Consider the following 16,451-nt stretch of genomic DNA (forward strand, 5'->3'; position numbering starts at 1 on the left):
CAGGTTACATGAATCTCCAGAACTCCCAGGACTACTACGGTAAGGTCCTTGCCTCTTCCGCCGACCTCAGGACCGACGCCTGTTGCACCGCCGAGGCACCGCCGCCCGCAATTCTCGCGGCGTTGCGCAACGTCCACGAGGATGTCCGCGCCCGCTATTACGGCTGCGGCCTGGTGGCACCACAGGCGATCGAGGGTTGCCACATCCTCGACCTCGGTTCGGGCAGCGGCCAGGATGCCTATGTCCTTGCCCAGCTAGTTGGCGAGCACGGCTCGGTCACCGGTGTTGATGCGACGCCGGAACAGCTGGCCATCGCGCGCGAGCACGAGGAATGGCATCGCGAGCGGTTCGGCTATGCGCAATCCAACGTCCGCTTCATCGAAGGCGATATCGAGAAGCTGCTCGAACTCGACCTGCCCGAAGGCCATTTCGACGTCATCGTTTCCAACTGCGTGATCAATCTCGTCGCCGACAAGCATGCGGTGTTCGGAGCGGCGCATCGCCTGCTCAAGCCGGGTGGCGAGCTATATTTCTCCGATGTCTACTCGGAACGCCGCGTGCCGGAGGCGTTGCGCAGCGATCCGGTGCTCCATGGCGAATGCCTTTCAGGCGCACTCTATTGGGGTGACTTCATCGACCTCGCCAAGCGCGCCGGATTTGCTGACCCACGGCTCGTCACCAGCCGCCCGCTGGGAATCGAGGATCCGGCAATCGCCGCGAAGCTCGATGGGATAGATTTCCATTCCGCGACCTATCGCCTGTTCAAGCTAGATGGGCTGGAAAGCCAGTGCGAGGACTATGGCCAGGCGGTGCGATACAAGGGCACGGTTGCAGGTGAGGAACGCGTGTTCGAGCTGGACGATCACCACCTGATCGAAGCCGGACGGATGTTCCTGATATGCGGCAATAGCTGGAAGATGCTGGCCGAAACCCGATTTGCCGAACACTTCGAATTCTTCGGCGATTTCAGCACGCATTACGGGGTGTTCCCCGATTGTGGCACAAGCGCGCCGTTCACGGCCGCGCAGGACAAGCCTGCTACGGCGACATCCTGTTGTTAAGGATTCTCGTCACCGGAGCCGCCGGCCTGGTCGGCGGGGAAGTCTGCGCGCGGCTGGTCGAACGCGGACACCGGGTAACCGCGCTTGTCCATCGCAATACCGAAATCTGTCGCAATGATGGGCGGCAGGTGGCGGTCGCCTCGACCCTCAAGGGCGATGTCTCGCGCGAATGCCTCGACTGGGACGAGGCAACCTACGCCAGGGTAGCCTCCACGCACGACCTACTGATCCATTGCGCCGCCACCGTCCGGTTCGACCTGCCGGAAGAGGACTACGCGGCGGTCAATGTCGGCGGGACGGCCAATGCCCTCACGCTCGCCCAGGCTGGTGACATGCATTACCTGCAGGTTTCGACCGCCTATGTCTGCGGGACGCGCAACGGAACGATCCGCGAGGACGATCCCCTGCCCGAACTGGGCTTCGCCAATGGCTATGAAGCGAGCAAAGCGGCGGGCGAACGGCTGGTCCGCGCCAGCGGTTTGCGGTGGACGATTGCCCGCCCCTCGATCGTGGTCGGTGACAGCGCAACCGGTGCGATCCGCCAGTTCGATACGACCTACGCCGCCTTCAAACTGATCGCCGAAGGGCGGGTGAGGCATATGGAGGCAAGGGGCGCAGCCACGCTCGATTTCGTGCCGATCGACCATGTCGCCGAAGGGATTGCCGCGCTTGCCGAGGCAAAGGATCGGGCAATCGGCGGCACCTACCACCTGGTATCCGGCCAACCGCTGCCCGTCGCGCAGTTCGCCGCGGCGATCGGGTCATACCCGCAGTTTCACGCACCGACACTGGTCGCACCCGAAGACTTCGATCCCGACGCTCTCCCTGCCATGGAACGTCGGCTCTATCGGCGGGTCGCGGGGCTCTATGCGAGCTACTTCCAGCGCGACCCGCATTTCGACGATAGCGGGTTTCGCGACGTCACCGGCCTTGCCAGCCCGCAAACGGGCGAGCCCTATATCAGGCACCTGATCGATTACTGCATCCAGGTCGGCTTCCTGCCCCCGGGTTAAGGCCTATCGCACGTCCGGGTAATGCTTGGCCATGCGACTACGCAGGCCGAACGCCCACAGCATGCCGACCTTGAAATAGATCCAGTTGGCCTTGAGCGGACCCCAGGCGGCAATCCTCCGGTCCGAAGTAACCGCCCAGCGCGGCACCATGCGAATCCTGCCCAGCCGCGCGAACTTCACGCAGAGGTCGGCTTCCTCCATCACCGCGTCACCCGGCGTGCAGCCGCCCAGCGCGAGGAAATCGGCCTTGCGAAAGAACATCGCGTGGTCGCCGAACAGCAGCCGGACACCACGGAGGAACAGGTGCGGGCGGGTAATCAGCGGCGCATACCAGGTCTTGATCCAGTTGTGCGCAGTCGTACCCCAGCGGGTCTTGGCGGACCCCTTGATCAGCGGGGTAAAGCTGGCCAGCGCCACCTTCGGGTCGCTCAGCGCCTCCTCGATCACAGCAACCATGTCGAGCGGCGGCAAGGTGTCCGCGTGGACCACGCAGACCAGGTCTCCGCGCGCTTCGGCGACCCCGCGATTGACCTGCAGGGCACGGCCGCGCTCGCTGGCGACGACGCGCCAGCCCGCTGCGTCGGCAATGGCGACCGTTTGATCCCCGCTTCCCCCGTCCACCAGCAGCACGTCCGCCGGGGTGGGATCGAGCCGTGCCAGATGCGCCGCGAGGATAGGCAGTGCCGCTTCCTCGTCGAGCGCCGGGATTACGATCGCAACGCTCATCGCAGCTCGGGCCATTGCTCGAGGTCTTCGGGCAGGTCGACGTCGGATAGTTCGGGCAAGATAGCCGGGCCGATACCGCGCGCCGCCAGCCTGGCCAGCGTCTCCGCGAAGACCTGCGGGGTGCTCCACTCCATCTCTTCGAACAGGAACGGCATGGGTTCGGCGAGACCGATCAGGTAATAGCCCCCGTCGCTCGCCGGTCCGATCACGACCGGCCGTTCGGCAAGCGCGGCGGCGGCGGCCTTCAGGATCGGCGCGGACAGGCCCGGACAGTCACTGCCTATGATCAGCGCGGGCGCGGGGACGCGGGCCATCCGCGCGCCAAGATCGCCCTCGCCCTGATCGACGATCGCGAAATCATCGCCCAGCCAGGTGCGAAACGCCTCGGATTGACCGCCGGTGGTGCGCAGTTCGAAGGGCAACCCGGAAGCGCGAACCTGTGCAACCGTGCGTTCGAGTAACTGCGCATAGACCTGCGCTGCACCCTCCGCTCCCAGCGCTGGGATCAGGCGGGTCTTCGCCTTTCCCGGCTCAGGGTAGCGAGCGAAGATACTGATATGCGTCAATGCAGCTACCCCCGCCTAGTCATTGGCGAAAATCCGGTCGACCGACCCACGAGTGGCCGCATGATAGCCATCGCGCGTCCCGGCGTAGATCCGCCGCGCAATCGGCCGCCCCCAGTCGCCTTGCGCCCACAGCGCGGCAAAGAGCGGACGGACGAATTTTGTGCGACCGACACGGCCAAGGAACCGTTCGGCCAAAGGCACGGCCGGGTCGTAGCGATTGGCCAGCGCAAGCTCGATCCACAGGAACAATTCCTCATTGTTGCCACTCGTCGAAAGACCCAGCGCGGAATCGAGCGTCGCAAGCTGGCCGGCACTGCGTTCTTGCGGCAGGCTTTGCAGGAAACGCTGGCGCTCTGCCGACGTCCAGGCGGCCCAGCCGCTCGGCAGGCTGCCGTCCTTCGCGTAGGCCGCGGACGCCGCATCGATCTCGGCAAAGGCGGCAGGATCGGGCTTGGCAACATTCTCCGGCAGCCCGGGCGCGTAGATCCACTCACGGAGCTTGATACGCTCGGCCTCCGCCTCACTTCCCACCAGGTTGGCCTTGAGGTCTTCGTAGATCATCGCCGAAGTGGCCGGCTGGAAGGCGTGCTTGTCGAACCACTGGCGCAGCCAGGCGTCGAAGCGTTCGCGGCCATATTCCTGTTCGAGCGTGCGCAGGAAGGCCGCGCCCTTGTTATAGATGATCGCCGAGCCCGCGCTTTCGGTTCCGTCGGGCTGGTGCAGGGCGGTACCGGGCGCATCCTCGCCCACTTCGGCCAGCGTCTCGATGATGGCGGCATAGTCCAGCGCCACTTCCTGCCGGGCGCGTTTAGTGCCGTAGATCTCCTCGACGATGCGATTCTCGAAATAGGAGGTCACGCCTTCGTTGAGCCAGCTGTCGCCCCATACCGCATTGGTGACGAGATTGCCCGACCAGCTGTGCGCCAATTCGTGCGCGACCAGGCCGGTCAGACTCCTGTCCCCCGCGATGAAGGTGGGGGTGAGGAAGGTCATCACCGGGTTCTCCATCCCGCCATAGGGGAAGGCGGGTGGCAGCACGATCATGTCGTAGCGGCCCCAGCGATAGGGCCCGTAAAGCCGCTCCGCAGCCTCGACCATCCTCTCGGTATCGCTGGTTTCATAGTGCGCCCTGCCCAGCGTGGCGGGCTCTGCCCACACGCCCGTGCGCGAACCGATCGGGGCAAAGTCGATATCGCCCGCGGCGATCGCAATGAGGTAGGGGGCGACGGGCTTGTCCATGGCGAAGCGGAAGGCGCGGCGCCCGTCGCCAAGGTCTTCGGGCGTCCCCTGCTGGATTCCGCTCATCACCACATCGAGCGGCTTGGGGGCGGTGATCCGGGCCTCCCAGGTCTGGCGGATGCCCGGGCTGTCCTGCGTAGGAATCCACGTACGGTTGAGGATGCTCTGCCCCTGGCTGAACAGGAAGGGGTGCTCCCGGCCCGCCGTCTGCTCCGGAGCGAGCCATTGGAGCGCATCGGCGTCGACGGCGGAATAGGCGATCGTGACCCGGCGCGCAGCCCCGATGACGATCTCAAGCGGGGCGCCCTTCTCGCCATCGGCGGCGCCCACGGACCATTGGAGCGGCCGCCCCGCTTCTGTGGTCACCGAGGTAATCGCCAACCCCTTGTCATCGAGCACGATCGTGTCCGCGCCGGGGGCCGCAACGATGTCGAGCGTGGCCGTCCCGGCGATTCGCCGGGCGACAAAGTCGAGATCGAGGTTGAGCGCCACATGGGTAACACGAGCCAGCTGCGGCTGAGCGTAGGTCGAAGTATCCAGCGCGTCGGGTGTCGCCAACACGGGAGCGACCATCCTCGCCGGCGCAGCTTCCTGCATCGCCTCTGGCGGGATCGTGGTACAAGCGGCTCCCGCCATCAGGGCAAGGACGGGAAGGATGCGGCGCATGGATTTCTCCTGATCGTTCTACGTGTCGGCCCATCTTGGCACCATGGCACCGGGCGAGTGCAAAGGAGCCTCTTAGCGCCCTTGTCGGCAGGTGCCAGTGGTCCGCGCGAAAACGTATCCCGAAGGCTGGCCAAATTGTGAAATCTGCCTACTGATAACGTTCCCATGAATGTAGATACCCGTGAGAGGAGAGTTTCAATGAGCATCCGCATGCTGGCCGCCATGTCGCTTCTTGCGCTGGGCACACCTGCCCTGGCGGAGGAGCCGGGTGACGCAGGCCGCGAGCTGCTCTTCGCCGACGAGTTCGACGCCGGTGAGCTCGATCGTGCCAAGTGGAACGTCATCGGTGCGGATTTCTGGGTCAACAACGAGCAGCAGGTCTATCTCGACAATCCCGGCGTGGTGAATTTGGTCGATGGAATCAGCGGAGCAGATGGCGGCGTGCTGATGCTGCGCCCGGTCTACAAGCCCGGCATCGATCCGAACACGCAACGCGATGCAGACTTCCTCTCCGGCAGGATCGACAGCCGCGACAAGTTCGATTTCACCTATGGCCGGGCAGAAGCCCGCATCCGCATGCCCGATGCGGAAGGTGTGTGGCCGGCTTTCTGGTTGCTCGGCAACGGCAAGTGGCCTGACACGGGCGAGATCGACATCATGGAATATGTTGGCGAGAAGGACTGGATCGGCGTGGCACTGCACGGCCCCGGCTATTCGGGAGAGACCCCGCTGGTGAACAAGTTCTTCTTCCCCGAAGGGGTCGACGTCACCCAGTGGCACACCTACGCCGTCGAGTGGACGGAAGACGCTCTGCTGTTCGAGGTCGACGGCCACCTGACTTATCGCGTGACCCGCCCCATGGTCGAAAACTACGGTAAGTGGCGCTTCGACAATCCGAAACACATCATCCTGAACTTTGCGCTGGGCGGCGCCTACCCGTTCAAGACCAACAGGATCGAGGAGCCGTACAACGGTATTCCGCAAGCCACCGTCGACCAGATCAAGTCCGGCGAGGTGGCGATGCTGGTCGACTGGGTGCGGGTCTACGCCCCGCGCTGATCAGCCCGCGACAGCCAGGGGTTCGTTCTGCTCCGTGTCGTTGTCCGGCGCGGAGGGAACCGCTGGCACCTCGACCGGGGCAACCGGTTCGATTGTTTCGACCGGTGCTTCATCCGGCACGGTCGCTACCGGGGCCGTGGCCGGGACCTCTACCGCCCCTGCGTCGCCCGTTTCGCCTCCGCCGAACGAGTACCGCGCCTGTTCTGTAGCCGCGCGGATCACCGAGATATCGCAATTAACCTTGAGTCGCTCGACCAGCTCGCCAAGCTCCTCCGATTCACGGCCGCGCAGGCCATCGATCTCGAGCTGGCGCCCGATCAGGTAGATGTCGCGCGTGGCCGAATAGGCATCGCCGCACTGGTCGCGAACCGCCTCGATCTGTTCGTCGATCAGGATTCGCGATTCGAGCGAGTTGAGCGCCCCGGCCGAAATCGCATAGACTGGTTGGTTGAACGGCTTGCCCGCCACCGCCGGAATGATGGACAGGTCGACCACGCGCCCGAACAGGTCACGCACCGTGGTCGAACCGATGAAGGGAAGGTAGAGATAAGGCCCCGGCCCGACCCCGTAGAAGGCCAGCGTATTCGCCAGCCCGTTGGACTCATGCTTGAGCTTGAACGGGGCCTTGCTCGCCGGGTCGAACAGGCCCGCAACACCGATCGTGGTGTTGATGGCGAAGCGGCCCAGCGACTTCATCGCCCGCCCCGGCTTGAGCTGGAGCATGAAGTTGAGGAAGTTGATCGGCTCACCCAGGTTGCGCAGGAAATTGCGCAACCCCGAACGGATCGGCTTGGGTACGCCTTCGTCGTAGGCTTCGGCGAGGGGGGCAACGACCGCCTCGTCAATCTTCTGCACGGTCTCGAAGGTCGCGGCGTTGAACTGCTGCGCCGGGTCGCCCTCAGGCGTTCCACCGGTTACGACGATGGTTTCGCCGGTAGGGCCCTCGACCGGCTGTTCCTCAGGCAGAATTGCTTCGGCCGGCGGCGCAATTTCTTCGACAGGAGCCGGGGCGTCATCATCGGTTTGGACGGCTACGGGCACATCGACCTGATCAACTGGCGCGGCCTGCTCCGCCTCAACGATTTCGGTGGCCGGAAGGCAGGGGACATCCGCCTCGCATTGTGGTTGCACACTGGCAAGCGCTGCCGCGAGTGCGAGACTGGATACGCCCATTAGTATTCATGCTCCTAGTCGGTTCGCCCACCCCACGCCCGGTTCTTATAACAGACCGTGCCGATAAACCGGTTAATCGTCCCGCCGCAAGCGGGCATAGCCAACAAGTTGGGAAGTAGGCTGCGATTCCCGACCTTTCAGGCCGAACTCAGGACAATCAGGTGCCCGTCGCGTAGGCTGGTGTCCAGCAGTGCAAGGGCGCCGCACCGCCCATGCTGCTCGGCCCCTGTCGCCAGGTCGAAGCGATACCCATGCCATGGGCAGGTAATGCGCCCGCCAGCATCGGGTTCCACACCTTCGAGCGGCCCAAGCGCGTGCGGGCAGCGCGCGCTATGCGCAATCCAGCGATCACCGTGGAAACGCACCAGCGCACGCCGTTCGCCCAGGAGGGCATCGTACACCCGCGCGCGATCCAGATCGGCCTCGAGCCCCAGGTCGGCCTGGGCCGCAGCATCTCCGGTCCGCAGGGTCCGTCGTTCGTCCAGCGCTGCCTGGCGCCCCGTCATCAGGGCCTGATCCTCGTCATAAAGCGTCGCATACTGCGCCTGGAGGTAGGCGAGGATCATCGCTGCCTGGGCCGGGCTCTCCGGCGCCTGCGGCGCATAGAAGCGGACGTCCACCGTAATTCCGCCCTCGTCGCGCGCGGCAGCCTGGGTATGGATCTGCGTGCCGCGGCCGGGGCCATCGACCACTGTTGTCGCCCAGTAATGCCCGGGCGCATCGACCAGCAATTCGATCAGCTGCTCCCCGCCCTCGTTCGGCAGCGCCGTCTTGCAACGCCAGCCCCAGTTGCCGCTATCGACCGGAGCGATGGCGGCGAAGGACGATGGATGCACGAAGGGCAGATGCTCCCAATCATAGGCATTCTCGATCATTCGCGCGAGATTCACCGGAAGGTCGCGAACGTAATTGCCGAGGTAGTGCAGGCCCTCGAGCGTCGAGCGATCGACCGCGCGCGATCGCCCTGCGAACGCCGCGATATCTCCCTCGCCGACATGCGGTGCGGTCAACTCCACACCGCTTCAGGCGGCAGGCTCATCAATATCGCGTCGATGTTGCCGCCGGTCTTGAGGCCGAACAGCGTACCGCGGTCGTAGACGAGGTTGAATTCGGCATAGCGCCCCCGCCATTCGAGTTGCACCTGCTTCTCTTCGGGCGAGAACTCGCTGCCCATCCGGCGTCGCACCAGCCTGGGGAAGACGTCGATGAAGGCATCCCCAACATCGCGGGTGAAGGCAAAATTGCGTTCGAAAGCGGCTTCATCGGTACATTCGAGATGGTCGTAGAATATCCCGCCAACCCCGCGATGGACGCCGCGGTGCGGGATAAAGAAATAGTCGTCGGCCCACTTCTTGAACCGCTCGTAATAGGTCGGGTTATGGGCGGCACAAGCAGCGCGGAAGCGCGCGTGGAACTCCTCGGTGTCCTCGGCATAGGGCAGCGGGGGATTGAGATCCGCCCCGCCGCCGAACCAGGCGGCCTGCGTCGTCAGGAAACGGGTATTCATGTGCACCGCTGGCACATGGGGGTTGGCCATATGCGCGACGAGGCTGATGCCAGTAGCGGTGAAACCCGGTTGCTCGGCACTCGCGCCATTGATCTGCCCGGCAAATTCCTTGCTGAAATTGCCCTTCACCGTCGAAACGTTGACGCCGACCTTTTCAAACACCTTGCCCTTCATCAGGCCCTGCACCCCACCCCCGGGATCGGGATTGCCCTCCTCCTCGCGTCGCCACGGGGTGAAGGTGAAGGTGGCGTCCGAACCGGCTTCGCGCTCGATCGCTTCGAACTCGGCGCAGATGCGATCGCGCAGGCTTTCGAACCATTCTTTGGCGCGGGCGGTATAGGGGGTCCAATCGGTCATGGCGCACCCTTGCCAAAGGGCGCCGCGCGCGGCAATAGCAGGCCATGGTTCCCCTTTCGTTCCCAACCTCTTTTGAATTCTGCGGCGAGGAATGGCTCCTGACCGAAGGTCGCGCGCTCTATTGGCCGCGCGAGCGCGCGCTGCTGGTCGCCGACCTGCACCTTGAAAAGGGCAGCTTCTTTGCCCGTCACGGCCAGCCGATTCCCCCCTACGACAGCCGCGAAGCGCTCGAACGCGTGGCCTTGGCTATCCGCGAGACGGGCGCACGGCGGGTCATCACGCTGGGCGACAACTTTCACGATTCACTCGGTTCCACCCGCCTCGAAGAGCACGCTGCGGGGATGCTCGACGCACTGACCAAGGCCGTCGACTGGGTGTGGATCACCGGCAACCACGATCCGGAGATGGAAGCGCGGCTTGGCGGAACGCTGGCCGAAGAGCTCGCGATCGGCGGCATGGTCCTGCGCCACCAGGCCAAGCCCGGCGAGACACGGCCCGAACTGTCGGGCCATTTCCACCCACGCCTGCACCTCAAGGTTCGCGACCGCATGATCCGCCGCGCCTGCGCCGTGGTCAGCGCGAACGAGGCAGCCGACGGGCGGCCGAGCGGGCGGATGATCCTCCCCGCTTTCGGGGCCTATACCGGCGGAATGGACGCAAGCGATCCGGCAATCCTCGCCGCCCTCCAGCCGGCAAACCGCATCGATGCGGTGGTGCCGGCGGCGGGGAAGTTGGCACGCTTTACGCTGTGGAAGGCGGCATAGTCGCAACGCTGTGATGCGAATCTGCACCATAGGCGCACAACACGCTTCCGAATCCCTACAAGAATGCCTACATGCCCGCTTTGATTTAAGGCCACCAAAGGAGAGTGCCCCATAGCCCGTCCACCCCGGCGCAGCATGCAAATGCCCGTGAAAAGCGGTCCGCGCTACGATAACATGATCAATGTGCCGAAGGTTCGCGTGATCGATCACGAAGGCGAAAACCTCGGCGTGATGTACACCCGCGAAGCCATCGAACAGGCCAACGAGCTCGGTCTGAACCTCGTCGAAGTGTCCCCCAATGCGGACCCGCCGGTGTGCAAGTTCCTCGACGTCGGCAAGTATCGCTACGAGGCGCAGAAGAAGGCGAACCTCGCGCGCAAGACCCAGAAGACGCAGGAAATCAAAGAGATCAAGATGCGTCCGAACATCGATGACCACGATTACGATGTGAAGATGAAGAGCGTCCACAAGTTCATCGAGCATGGCGACAAGGTCAAACTGACCCTGCGTTTCCGCGGGCGTGAAATGGCGCACCAGCAACTCGGCATGGACCTGCTCAACCGCGTCCGCGAGGATACGGAAGAGACCGCCAAGGTCGAAAGCTTCCCGCGCCTCGAAGGCCGCCAGATGATCATGGTGCTGGCGCCCAAGTAGGCGAGAGCACCACCTGAGGGATTGAAAGGGCGGGCCGTTTGGTCCGCCCTTTTCACATCGGCAGGGCCGGGGCGCGTTGCCGCACCGCGCTCGTGCTGTTAGCACCCGGGGCACCTAGGGGGATCGCACTGGAATGACCGCAAAACGGATCGGCTTCGTCATCGGCGCACTTGCTCTGCTGGCGACCATCTTCCTGCCAGCGCCCGCGGGCATGAGCCGCGAAGCCTTCGTTACCGCCGGCCTGGTGGTGCTGATGGCGGCATGGTGGATGACCGAGGCGCTGCCGCTCACCGCAACGGCGCTGATGCCTTTCCTGGTGCTGCCCTTTGCCGGGGTGATGAGCGCCAAGGATACCGCCAGCGCCTATTACTCGGACATCCTCTTCCTGCTGCTCGGCGGTGCCTTCATCGCGCTGGCGATCGAGCGTACCGGGCTGCACAAGCGCCTGGCGCTGGGCATCCTCAAGGCAACAGGCAGCAAGGTCGGGCCAGTCGGCCTGCTGCTCGCCTTCATGGCCGCGGCGGCCATATTGTCGATGCTGATCTCCAACACTTCGACCGCGCTGATCATGATGCCGATGGCGCTGGCCGTGCTGGCCGGTGGCGGCGCAGAACCTGGTGAGCCCGATGGCTTGTCCGGCGCCCTGCCGATGGGCATCGCTTTCGCTGCAAGCATCGGTGGGCTCGGCACCATCGTCGGCTCGCCGACTAATGCGATTGCGGTCGGCCTGCTCGACGAATTGATCGGCGTGCGCATCGGCTTCGCCCAGTGGATGGGTTTCGGCCTGCCGGTAGTGGTGATCGGCATCCCGCTCGCCGCCGCAATTATTGCGCGGGTCCAGAGCGTCGGCGCGCATCCGTTCGACGTCGCCGCCGCGCGCGCCGCCATCGACACCCATGCAGCCTGGTCAGAACCGGAGAAACGGCTGGTGCCGCTGGTCGCGATCACCTTCCTCTTGTGGCTCGGCCAGCTGTGGATCGAGCCATTTCTACCCGCCGGGTCGCTGACCGACGGCACCATTGCCATCGTCGCCAGCATCGCCTTGTTCCTGCTGCCCGACGGGACCGGCCGGCCGATGCTGATCTGGGAAGAAGCCGATCGCGCACCCTGGGGCGTGATCATGATGTTCGGCGGCGGCCTGGCGCTGGCGGCGGGCATGGGCAAGAGCGGGCTAGCGGACTGGCTGGGGCAGATGCTCCTGCCGCTGGCCAGCTGGCCATTGGTGCTGGTCGCCATTGCGGTGGTCGCGATGGTTATTCTTATCACCGAATTCGCCAGCAACGTCGCCACCGCCAGCGCGATCGTGCCGGTGGTGGCCAGCCTGACCGTGGCCCTGGGCGTGGATCCGCTCCAGCTCGCCATGCCTGCAGCGCTCGCGGCCAGCTGGGGCTTCATGCTCCCCGCCGGAACCGGACCCAATGCCATCGCCTGGGCTACCGGGCGCATCCGGATCGAACGCATGGTCCGCGCGGGACTGCTGCTCGACCTGTTCGGCGTGTTCCTGCTCGTGGGTGTTGTGTGGGGAATGAACGCTCTGCTTTAGCAAGCGGCCCCTACCACATCGGTTCGATGGGCCCGTCGCCGCCCTTGGCCTTGTGCATGTCACCGCCGGAAACCCGATCCCAGAACCGTCCGCCAATCAGCTGCTCGGCATCATAGGTCTTGATCAGATAGTCCTTGAGCGGTTTCTGGATCTTCGCGTTGGGCATGAGGAAGGTCCAGAGCTTGAGCTCGCCGGTGTGATATTCGGCAAGCACCGATTTGACGAAGCCGTGCGGTACCGGGATGTTGATCCCATAGGCATCCGCCTTGTCGCCGATAATCTCCAGCGGCTTGGTAAAGTCGAAAAACGGGCAATTGAGGACATAGACCTCTAGTATCTCGTCACGGTCGTTGAGTTTGCGCACCTCCTCTTCCAGCTTGCGCCAGCCCTGCCGATTGAACGCGGGCGTCTGCGGGGACATGTTGGACAGGAGGAAGGACTCGCTGTTCTCGATGCTCCGCAGGATCGAATTGGCACTCGCCACCAGGTGCCCGCGATCATAATTGCTACCCTTGTAGGCGGCCAGCGAAGCCCGAAATCGATGCGGCAGCCTGACGTCGGCACGGAAGTTGTCGAGCCGCTCGGACTTCTTGAACACATCGGGCATGAATTCCTTGCCGCCCCGCCGGACGATCTCCAGCGTCCACTTGGCCTGCCGGAAGTACCAGGAATAGCCGATGGTAAAGTACCGCCCGGCCAGGATCTGGTCGCAGACCGGCGCCCCGTAGCGAAGTTCGCGCTGCATCTGGAAGGGGTCGTCCATTCAAGCCTCCTGTCGCTGGTGCCGACCTCATACGCCTGCCGACCCACAGCGATATTGTAGGGATTCGCCCAAATCGCCCGATGCCGTAACGTCATCACTCGTTTCCTACCGCCCCTGCGCTCGATAAACCGCGCCCCATGCAGTCGTACGCACAATCCCATCAGCCCGACCGAATGCCCTGCCCGCGCCCTTCCGCTTTTTCTTTTCCAGGACCCTGTTCCATGTGTTCCATCCTGGCGGAATCGTCGCAGTTGAAACCAACTTCGGTCCAACATATGAGATCGCTCGATAGCGGCTCCCGGTGGAGAGGCGTTCCTGCGGAGGTTAGGAACGGGCGCCCCGGCAGCTTCAACCGCCCCCGCCTTCCTGGGGGCGACGACGCAGGAAGGATGCTCGCGCGATGAGCGACGCCAATTCGATCAATGGCCGCCCCCTCAAACCCAGCACACTGATGATGGGCCTTGGCTTCGACCCGAAACTTTCCGAAGGCAGCCTCAAGCCGCCGATCTTCTTCACCAGTACCTTTGCCTTCCCCAGTGCAGCCGACGGCAAGCGCCATTTCGAAGGCATCACCGGCAAGCGTCCGGGCGGCGCGGAAGGGCTGGTCTATTCGCGCTTCAATGCGCCCAATCAGGAAATCCTCGAAGACCGTCTCGCCATCTGGGATGGGGCCGAAGATGCGCTGAGCTTCTCCAGCGGCATGACCGCGATCTGCGTGCTGCTGCTGACCTACGCCGCGCAGGGCGACGTGATCGTCCATTCGGGCCCGCTCTATGCCGCAACCGAAGGCTTCGTCGCCAAGTGGCTGAGCAAGTTCGGCGTGAGCTATGTCGATTTCCCCGCAGGGGCAACGCGCGAGGAGATCGACGCGGTGCTGGCCAAGGCGAAGGCCAAGGCCAACGAACAGGGCGGCAAGGTCTGCATGATCTACCTTGAAAGCCCCGCCAATCCGACGAATGCACTGGTCGACGTCGAAGCGGTCAAGGCCGCACGCGATGCCGCGCTGGGCGCCGATTGCCCGATCGCGATCGACAACACCTTCCTCGGCCCACTGTGGCAGCGCCCGCTCGATCAGGGCGCCGACATCGTGGCCTACTCGCTGACCAAATACGTCGGCGGCCATTCGGATCTCGTCGCGGGCAGCATCGCCGGGGCGAAGAAGTGGATGGATCCGGTCCGCATGCTGCGCAACACCATGGGCGGCATCTGCGACCCGAATACCGCGTGGATGCTGTGCCGCAGCCTCGAAACCGTCGAGCTGAGAATGCAGCGTGCGGGCGAGAACGCGGCCAAGGTTTGCGACTATCTCAGCAAGCACCCCAAGGTCGCGGGCCTCGGCTATCTCGGCATGATCACCGATGCGCGGCAGCAGGACATTTACGATCGCCACTGTCTTGGCGCGGGTTCGACCTTCTCGTTGCTGCTCAAGGGCGGCGAGGCGGAATGCTTCCGCTTCCTCGACAGCCTCAAGATCGCCAAGCTGGCGGTCAGCCTTGGCGGCACCGAAACGCTGGCCAGCCACCCGGCCAGCATGACGCACCTCTCGGTTCCCGACGAACGCAAGGCCGCGCTGGGCATCACCGACAACCTCGTGCGCATCAGCATCGGTATCGAGGACCCCGACGACTTGATCGCCGATTTCGAACAGGCACTGGAGCACGTCTGAGCGCATGACCCGCATCGGCTTCCTGGCCTGCGCCGAGACCTTGCCCGGCGCAGGCGTGCGGCGCGGCGACGCGTACGAGCATGATATCGAGGTGGCGGCGCTGCGCCCGGCCTTTGCCGAGGCCGGGCTCGAGCTGCTCGAGATCGACTGGCGTTCGCCGCTGGCCGATTTCGACGGGATGGCGCTGGTGCTGCTGGGCACCGCTTGGGACTATCAGGATCACCCGGCAGAGTTCCTCACCCGGCTCGACGAGCTCGTGGCGCGCGGCATCGCGGTGCAAAGTCCGCCCGATGTGGTGCGCTGGAATGTCGACAAGCGCTACCTGCAGGATCTTTCCTCGCGCGGTGCGGTGACTGTGCCGACCCTGTGGCTCGACGATGTCGACCGTGAAGGCGTGCTCGCCGCGATGGAGCATTTCGGCACCGACCGCGTGGTGGTGAAGCGTCAGGTGGGTGCGGGCGCGCTTGGCCAGTTCAGCTTCACGCGCAACAACCTGCCCGACAATGGCTGGCGCATGGGCAAGCCGTGCATGGTCCAGCCCTTCCTCGCCAGTGTGCCGGAGGAAGGCGAGTATACCTTCGTCTTCATCGACGGCGCGTTCAGCCACGGCGTGCTCAAGCGACCGGCGGCAGGTGAGTACAGGATCCAGTCGCTCTATGGGGGGAGCGAGCATGACTTCGCCCCCTCGCCCGTCGACCTGGCGACCGCCGAGGCGGTGGTGGCCGCGCTGCCCTTTGCCGCGCCGCTCTATTGCCGGATCGACATGGCGCGGCTGCCGTCGGGTGAGCTCGCAGTCATGGAAGCCGAGATGATCGAGCCCTATCTCTATCCCGAACAAGGCCCGCATTTGGGCGAAACTCTGGCGAAGGCTATCCTCGCCCGACTCTGAAAGGGAGAGCGGAATGGCGGACAAGGTTTTCCTCGTGATCGGCGCGGGTGCGGGGATCGGCGGTCACGCCGCCAAGCGCTTTGCCGCCGGGGGCTACCATGCGGTGTTGGCCCGACGCTCTGACGAAGAGGGGCTGCAAAGGCTGGTCGATGCGATCACCGATGCGGGCGGCAAGGCAAGCGGCAGGCTGATCGACGCCTCGCTGCCCGACACGATCGAGGACCTCGTCGAGGACGTCGAGCGAGGGATCGGCCCGATCGAGGGGGCGCTGTTCAATCTCGGCGCACAGATCGGCAATCGCCCTCTGGCAGAAACCACGCCTCGGATGTTCGAGCTGGGCTGGCGGCTCGCGACTTTCGCGCCCTATCGGCTCGCCCGTGCGCTGTTGCCGCGCATGGCCGAACGCGGGCGCGGGGCTTTCCTCGTGACCTCCGCCACCGCCGCGATGCGGGGCAATGCGGGCCAGGCCAGCCATGCCGCGGCGATGGGCGGGCGGCGGATGCTGTGCCAGAGCCTCAATGCGGAGTTCGCGCCGCAAGGCGTGCATGTCGCGCATGTGCTGATCGACGCCGCGGTCGACGCGCCCGACACCTTGGGCAAGATGGTCGGCGATCGCTGGGAAGCCTTCAAGGACCAGATGGGCGAAGACGGGCTGGTCGATCCTGCGGCAGTGGCTGAAACCTACTGGCACATCGCCCACCAGCCGCGCAGCGCCTGGACTTTCGAGACCGATATCCGCCCCTATCGCGACGCGCCGTGGTGGAACGACAATCCCACCACGGCCATCGAGAAAACCTGACCAGCG

At 64.6% G+C, this 16,451-nt stretch carries 16 protein-coding genes; 9 read left to right on the forward strand and 7 right to left on the reverse strand.

Annotation, left to right across the window (positions count from 1 at the left end; translation table 11 throughout):
• Positions 1 to 8 precede the first annotated feature (8 nt).
• A complete protein-coding gene (locus HQR01_RS03230) occupies positions 9 to 1,061 on the forward strand; it encodes a methyltransferase domain-containing protein (RefSeq protein ID WP_173212511.1) in 1,053 nt (350 codons plus the stop codon).
• Positions 1,055 to 2,074: an SDR family oxidoreductase gene (locus HQR01_RS03235; RefSeq protein WP_173212513.1), complete on the forward strand. Its 1,020-nt coding sequence runs from the start codon at positions 1,055 to 1,057 to the stop codon at positions 2,072 to 2,074. The genes HQR01_RS03230 and HQR01_RS03235 overlap by 7 nt, the downstream gene beginning before the upstream one ends.
• Positions 2,075 to 2,077: 3 nt before the next feature.
• Here HQR01_RS03235 and HQR01_RS03240 read toward each other — a convergent pair whose 3' ends face one another.
• From HQR01_RS03240 to HQR01_RS03250, 3 genes are read right to left on the reverse strand one after another with little or no spacing between them, the layout of a single operon-like run.
• Positions 2,078 to 2,800, reverse strand: coding sequence for a glycosyltransferase (locus HQR01_RS03240; protein ID WP_173212515.1), 723 nt, complete (start codon positions 2,798 to 2,800; stop codon positions 2,078 to 2,080).
• Positions 2,797 to 3,366, reverse strand: coding sequence for a TIGR04282 family arsenosugar biosynthesis glycosyltransferase (locus HQR01_RS03245; protein ID WP_173212516.1), 570 nt, complete (start codon positions 3,364 to 3,366; stop codon positions 2,797 to 2,799). The genes HQR01_RS03240 and HQR01_RS03245 overlap by 4 nt, the downstream gene beginning before the upstream one ends.
• Positions 3,367 to 3,381: 15 nt before the next feature.
• Positions 3,382 to 5,271 (reverse strand): M1 family metallopeptidase, encoded by a 1,890-nt coding sequence (locus HQR01_RS03250; RefSeq protein ID WP_173212519.1) that lies wholly within the window; start codon positions 5,269 to 5,271, stop codon positions 3,382 to 3,384.
• Between the two features lie 198 nt (positions 5,272 to 5,469).
• Here HQR01_RS03250 and HQR01_RS03255 point away from each other — a divergent pair, with 198 nt between their 5' ends.
• Positions 5,470 to 6,330 (forward strand): glycoside hydrolase family 16 protein, encoded by an 861-nt coding sequence (locus tag HQR01_RS03255; RefSeq protein WP_173212521.1) that lies wholly within the window; start codon positions 5,470 to 5,472, stop codon positions 6,328 to 6,330.
• Here the strand turns inward: HQR01_RS03255 and HQR01_RS03260 are convergent, their stop codons facing one another.
• The 3 genes from HQR01_RS03260 to hemF form a co-directional block, all read right to left on the reverse strand.
• On the reverse strand, positions 6,331 to 7,503 hold the full coding sequence (locus HQR01_RS03260; RefSeq protein ID WP_173212522.1) for an MlaA family lipoprotein: 1,173 nt from the start codon (positions 7,501 to 7,503) through the stop codon (positions 6,331 to 6,333).
• A 137-nt stretch (positions 7,504 to 7,640) separates the two neighbouring features.
• Positions 7,641 to 8,519, reverse strand: a complete 879-nt coding sequence (locus HQR01_RS03265; RefSeq protein ID WP_173212524.1) for a Rieske (2Fe-2S) protein — start codon at positions 8,517 to 8,519, stop codon at positions 7,641 to 7,643.
• On the reverse strand, positions 8,510 to 9,367 hold the full coding sequence (gene hemF / locus HQR01_RS03270; RefSeq protein WP_173212526.1) for an oxygen-dependent coproporphyrinogen oxidase: 858 nt from the start codon (positions 9,365 to 9,367) through the stop codon (positions 8,510 to 8,512). Before hemF ends, HQR01_RS03265 begins: the two co-directional genes overlap by 10 nt.
• Positions 9,368 to 9,411: 44 nt before the next feature.
• On the opposite strand from hemF, the gene pdeM reads away from it, so the two are divergent.
• From pdeM to HQR01_RS03285, 3 genes are all read left to right on the forward strand, one after another.
• The gene (pdeM, locus tag HQR01_RS03275; RefSeq protein WP_173212528.1) at positions 9,412 to 10,131 is read left to right on the forward strand and encodes a ligase-associated DNA damage response endonuclease PdeM; all 720 of its coding nucleotides are present in this window, start codon (positions 9,412 to 9,414) and stop codon (positions 10,129 to 10,131) included.
• Between the two features lie 135 nt (positions 10,132 to 10,266).
• Complete coding sequence (infC, locus tag HQR01_RS03280) at positions 10,267 to 10,785, forward strand: translation initiation factor IF-3 (protein WP_173212530.1); 519 nt, start codon at positions 10,267 to 10,269, stop codon at positions 10,783 to 10,785.
• Positions 10,786 to 10,918: 133 nt separating this feature from the next.
• Positions 10,919 to 12,328, forward strand: a complete 1,410-nt coding sequence (locus HQR01_RS03285) for an SLC13 family permease (protein ID WP_173212537.1) — start codon at positions 10,919 to 10,921, stop codon at positions 12,326 to 12,328.
• 10 nt (positions 12,329 to 12,338) lie between these two features.
• On the opposite strand, the gene HQR01_RS03290 is transcribed toward HQR01_RS03285, so the two are convergent.
• The gene (locus HQR01_RS03290) at positions 12,339 to 13,091 is read right to left on the reverse strand and encodes a DNA/RNA non-specific endonuclease (RefSeq protein ID WP_173212539.1); all 753 of its coding nucleotides are present in this window, start codon (positions 13,089 to 13,091) and stop codon (positions 12,339 to 12,341) included.
• 400 nt (positions 13,092 to 13,491) lie between these two features.
• Here HQR01_RS03290 and HQR01_RS03295 point away from each other — a divergent pair, with 400 nt between their 5' ends.
• From HQR01_RS03295 to HQR01_RS03305, 3 genes are read left to right on the forward strand one after another with little or no spacing between them, the layout of a single operon-like run.
• Positions 13,492 to 14,757 carry a cystathionine gamma-synthase family protein gene (locus HQR01_RS03295; protein WP_173212541.1) on the forward strand — a complete coding sequence of 422 codons (1,266 nt, stop codon included), beginning with the start codon at positions 13,492 to 13,494 and terminating at the stop codon, positions 14,755 to 14,757.
• A 4-nt stretch (positions 14,758 to 14,761) separates the two neighbouring features.
• Positions 14,762 to 15,646, forward strand: coding sequence for an ATP-grasp domain-containing protein (locus HQR01_RS03300; RefSeq protein ID WP_234030235.1), 885 nt, complete (start codon positions 14,762 to 14,764; stop codon positions 15,644 to 15,646).
• Between the two features lie 13 nt (positions 15,647 to 15,659).
• Positions 15,660 to 16,445: an SDR family NAD(P)-dependent oxidoreductase gene (locus HQR01_RS03305; RefSeq protein ID WP_173212543.1), complete on the forward strand. Its 786-nt coding sequence runs from the start codon at positions 15,660 to 15,662 to the stop codon at positions 16,443 to 16,445.
• Positions 16,446 to 16,451: the final 6 nt, after the last annotated feature.

It is taken from the genome of Erythrobacter mangrovi, from assembly GCF_013260645.1.
Lineage (GTDB): Bacteria > Pseudomonadota > Alphaproteobacteria > Sphingomonadales > Sphingomonadaceae > Qipengyuania > Qipengyuania mangrovi.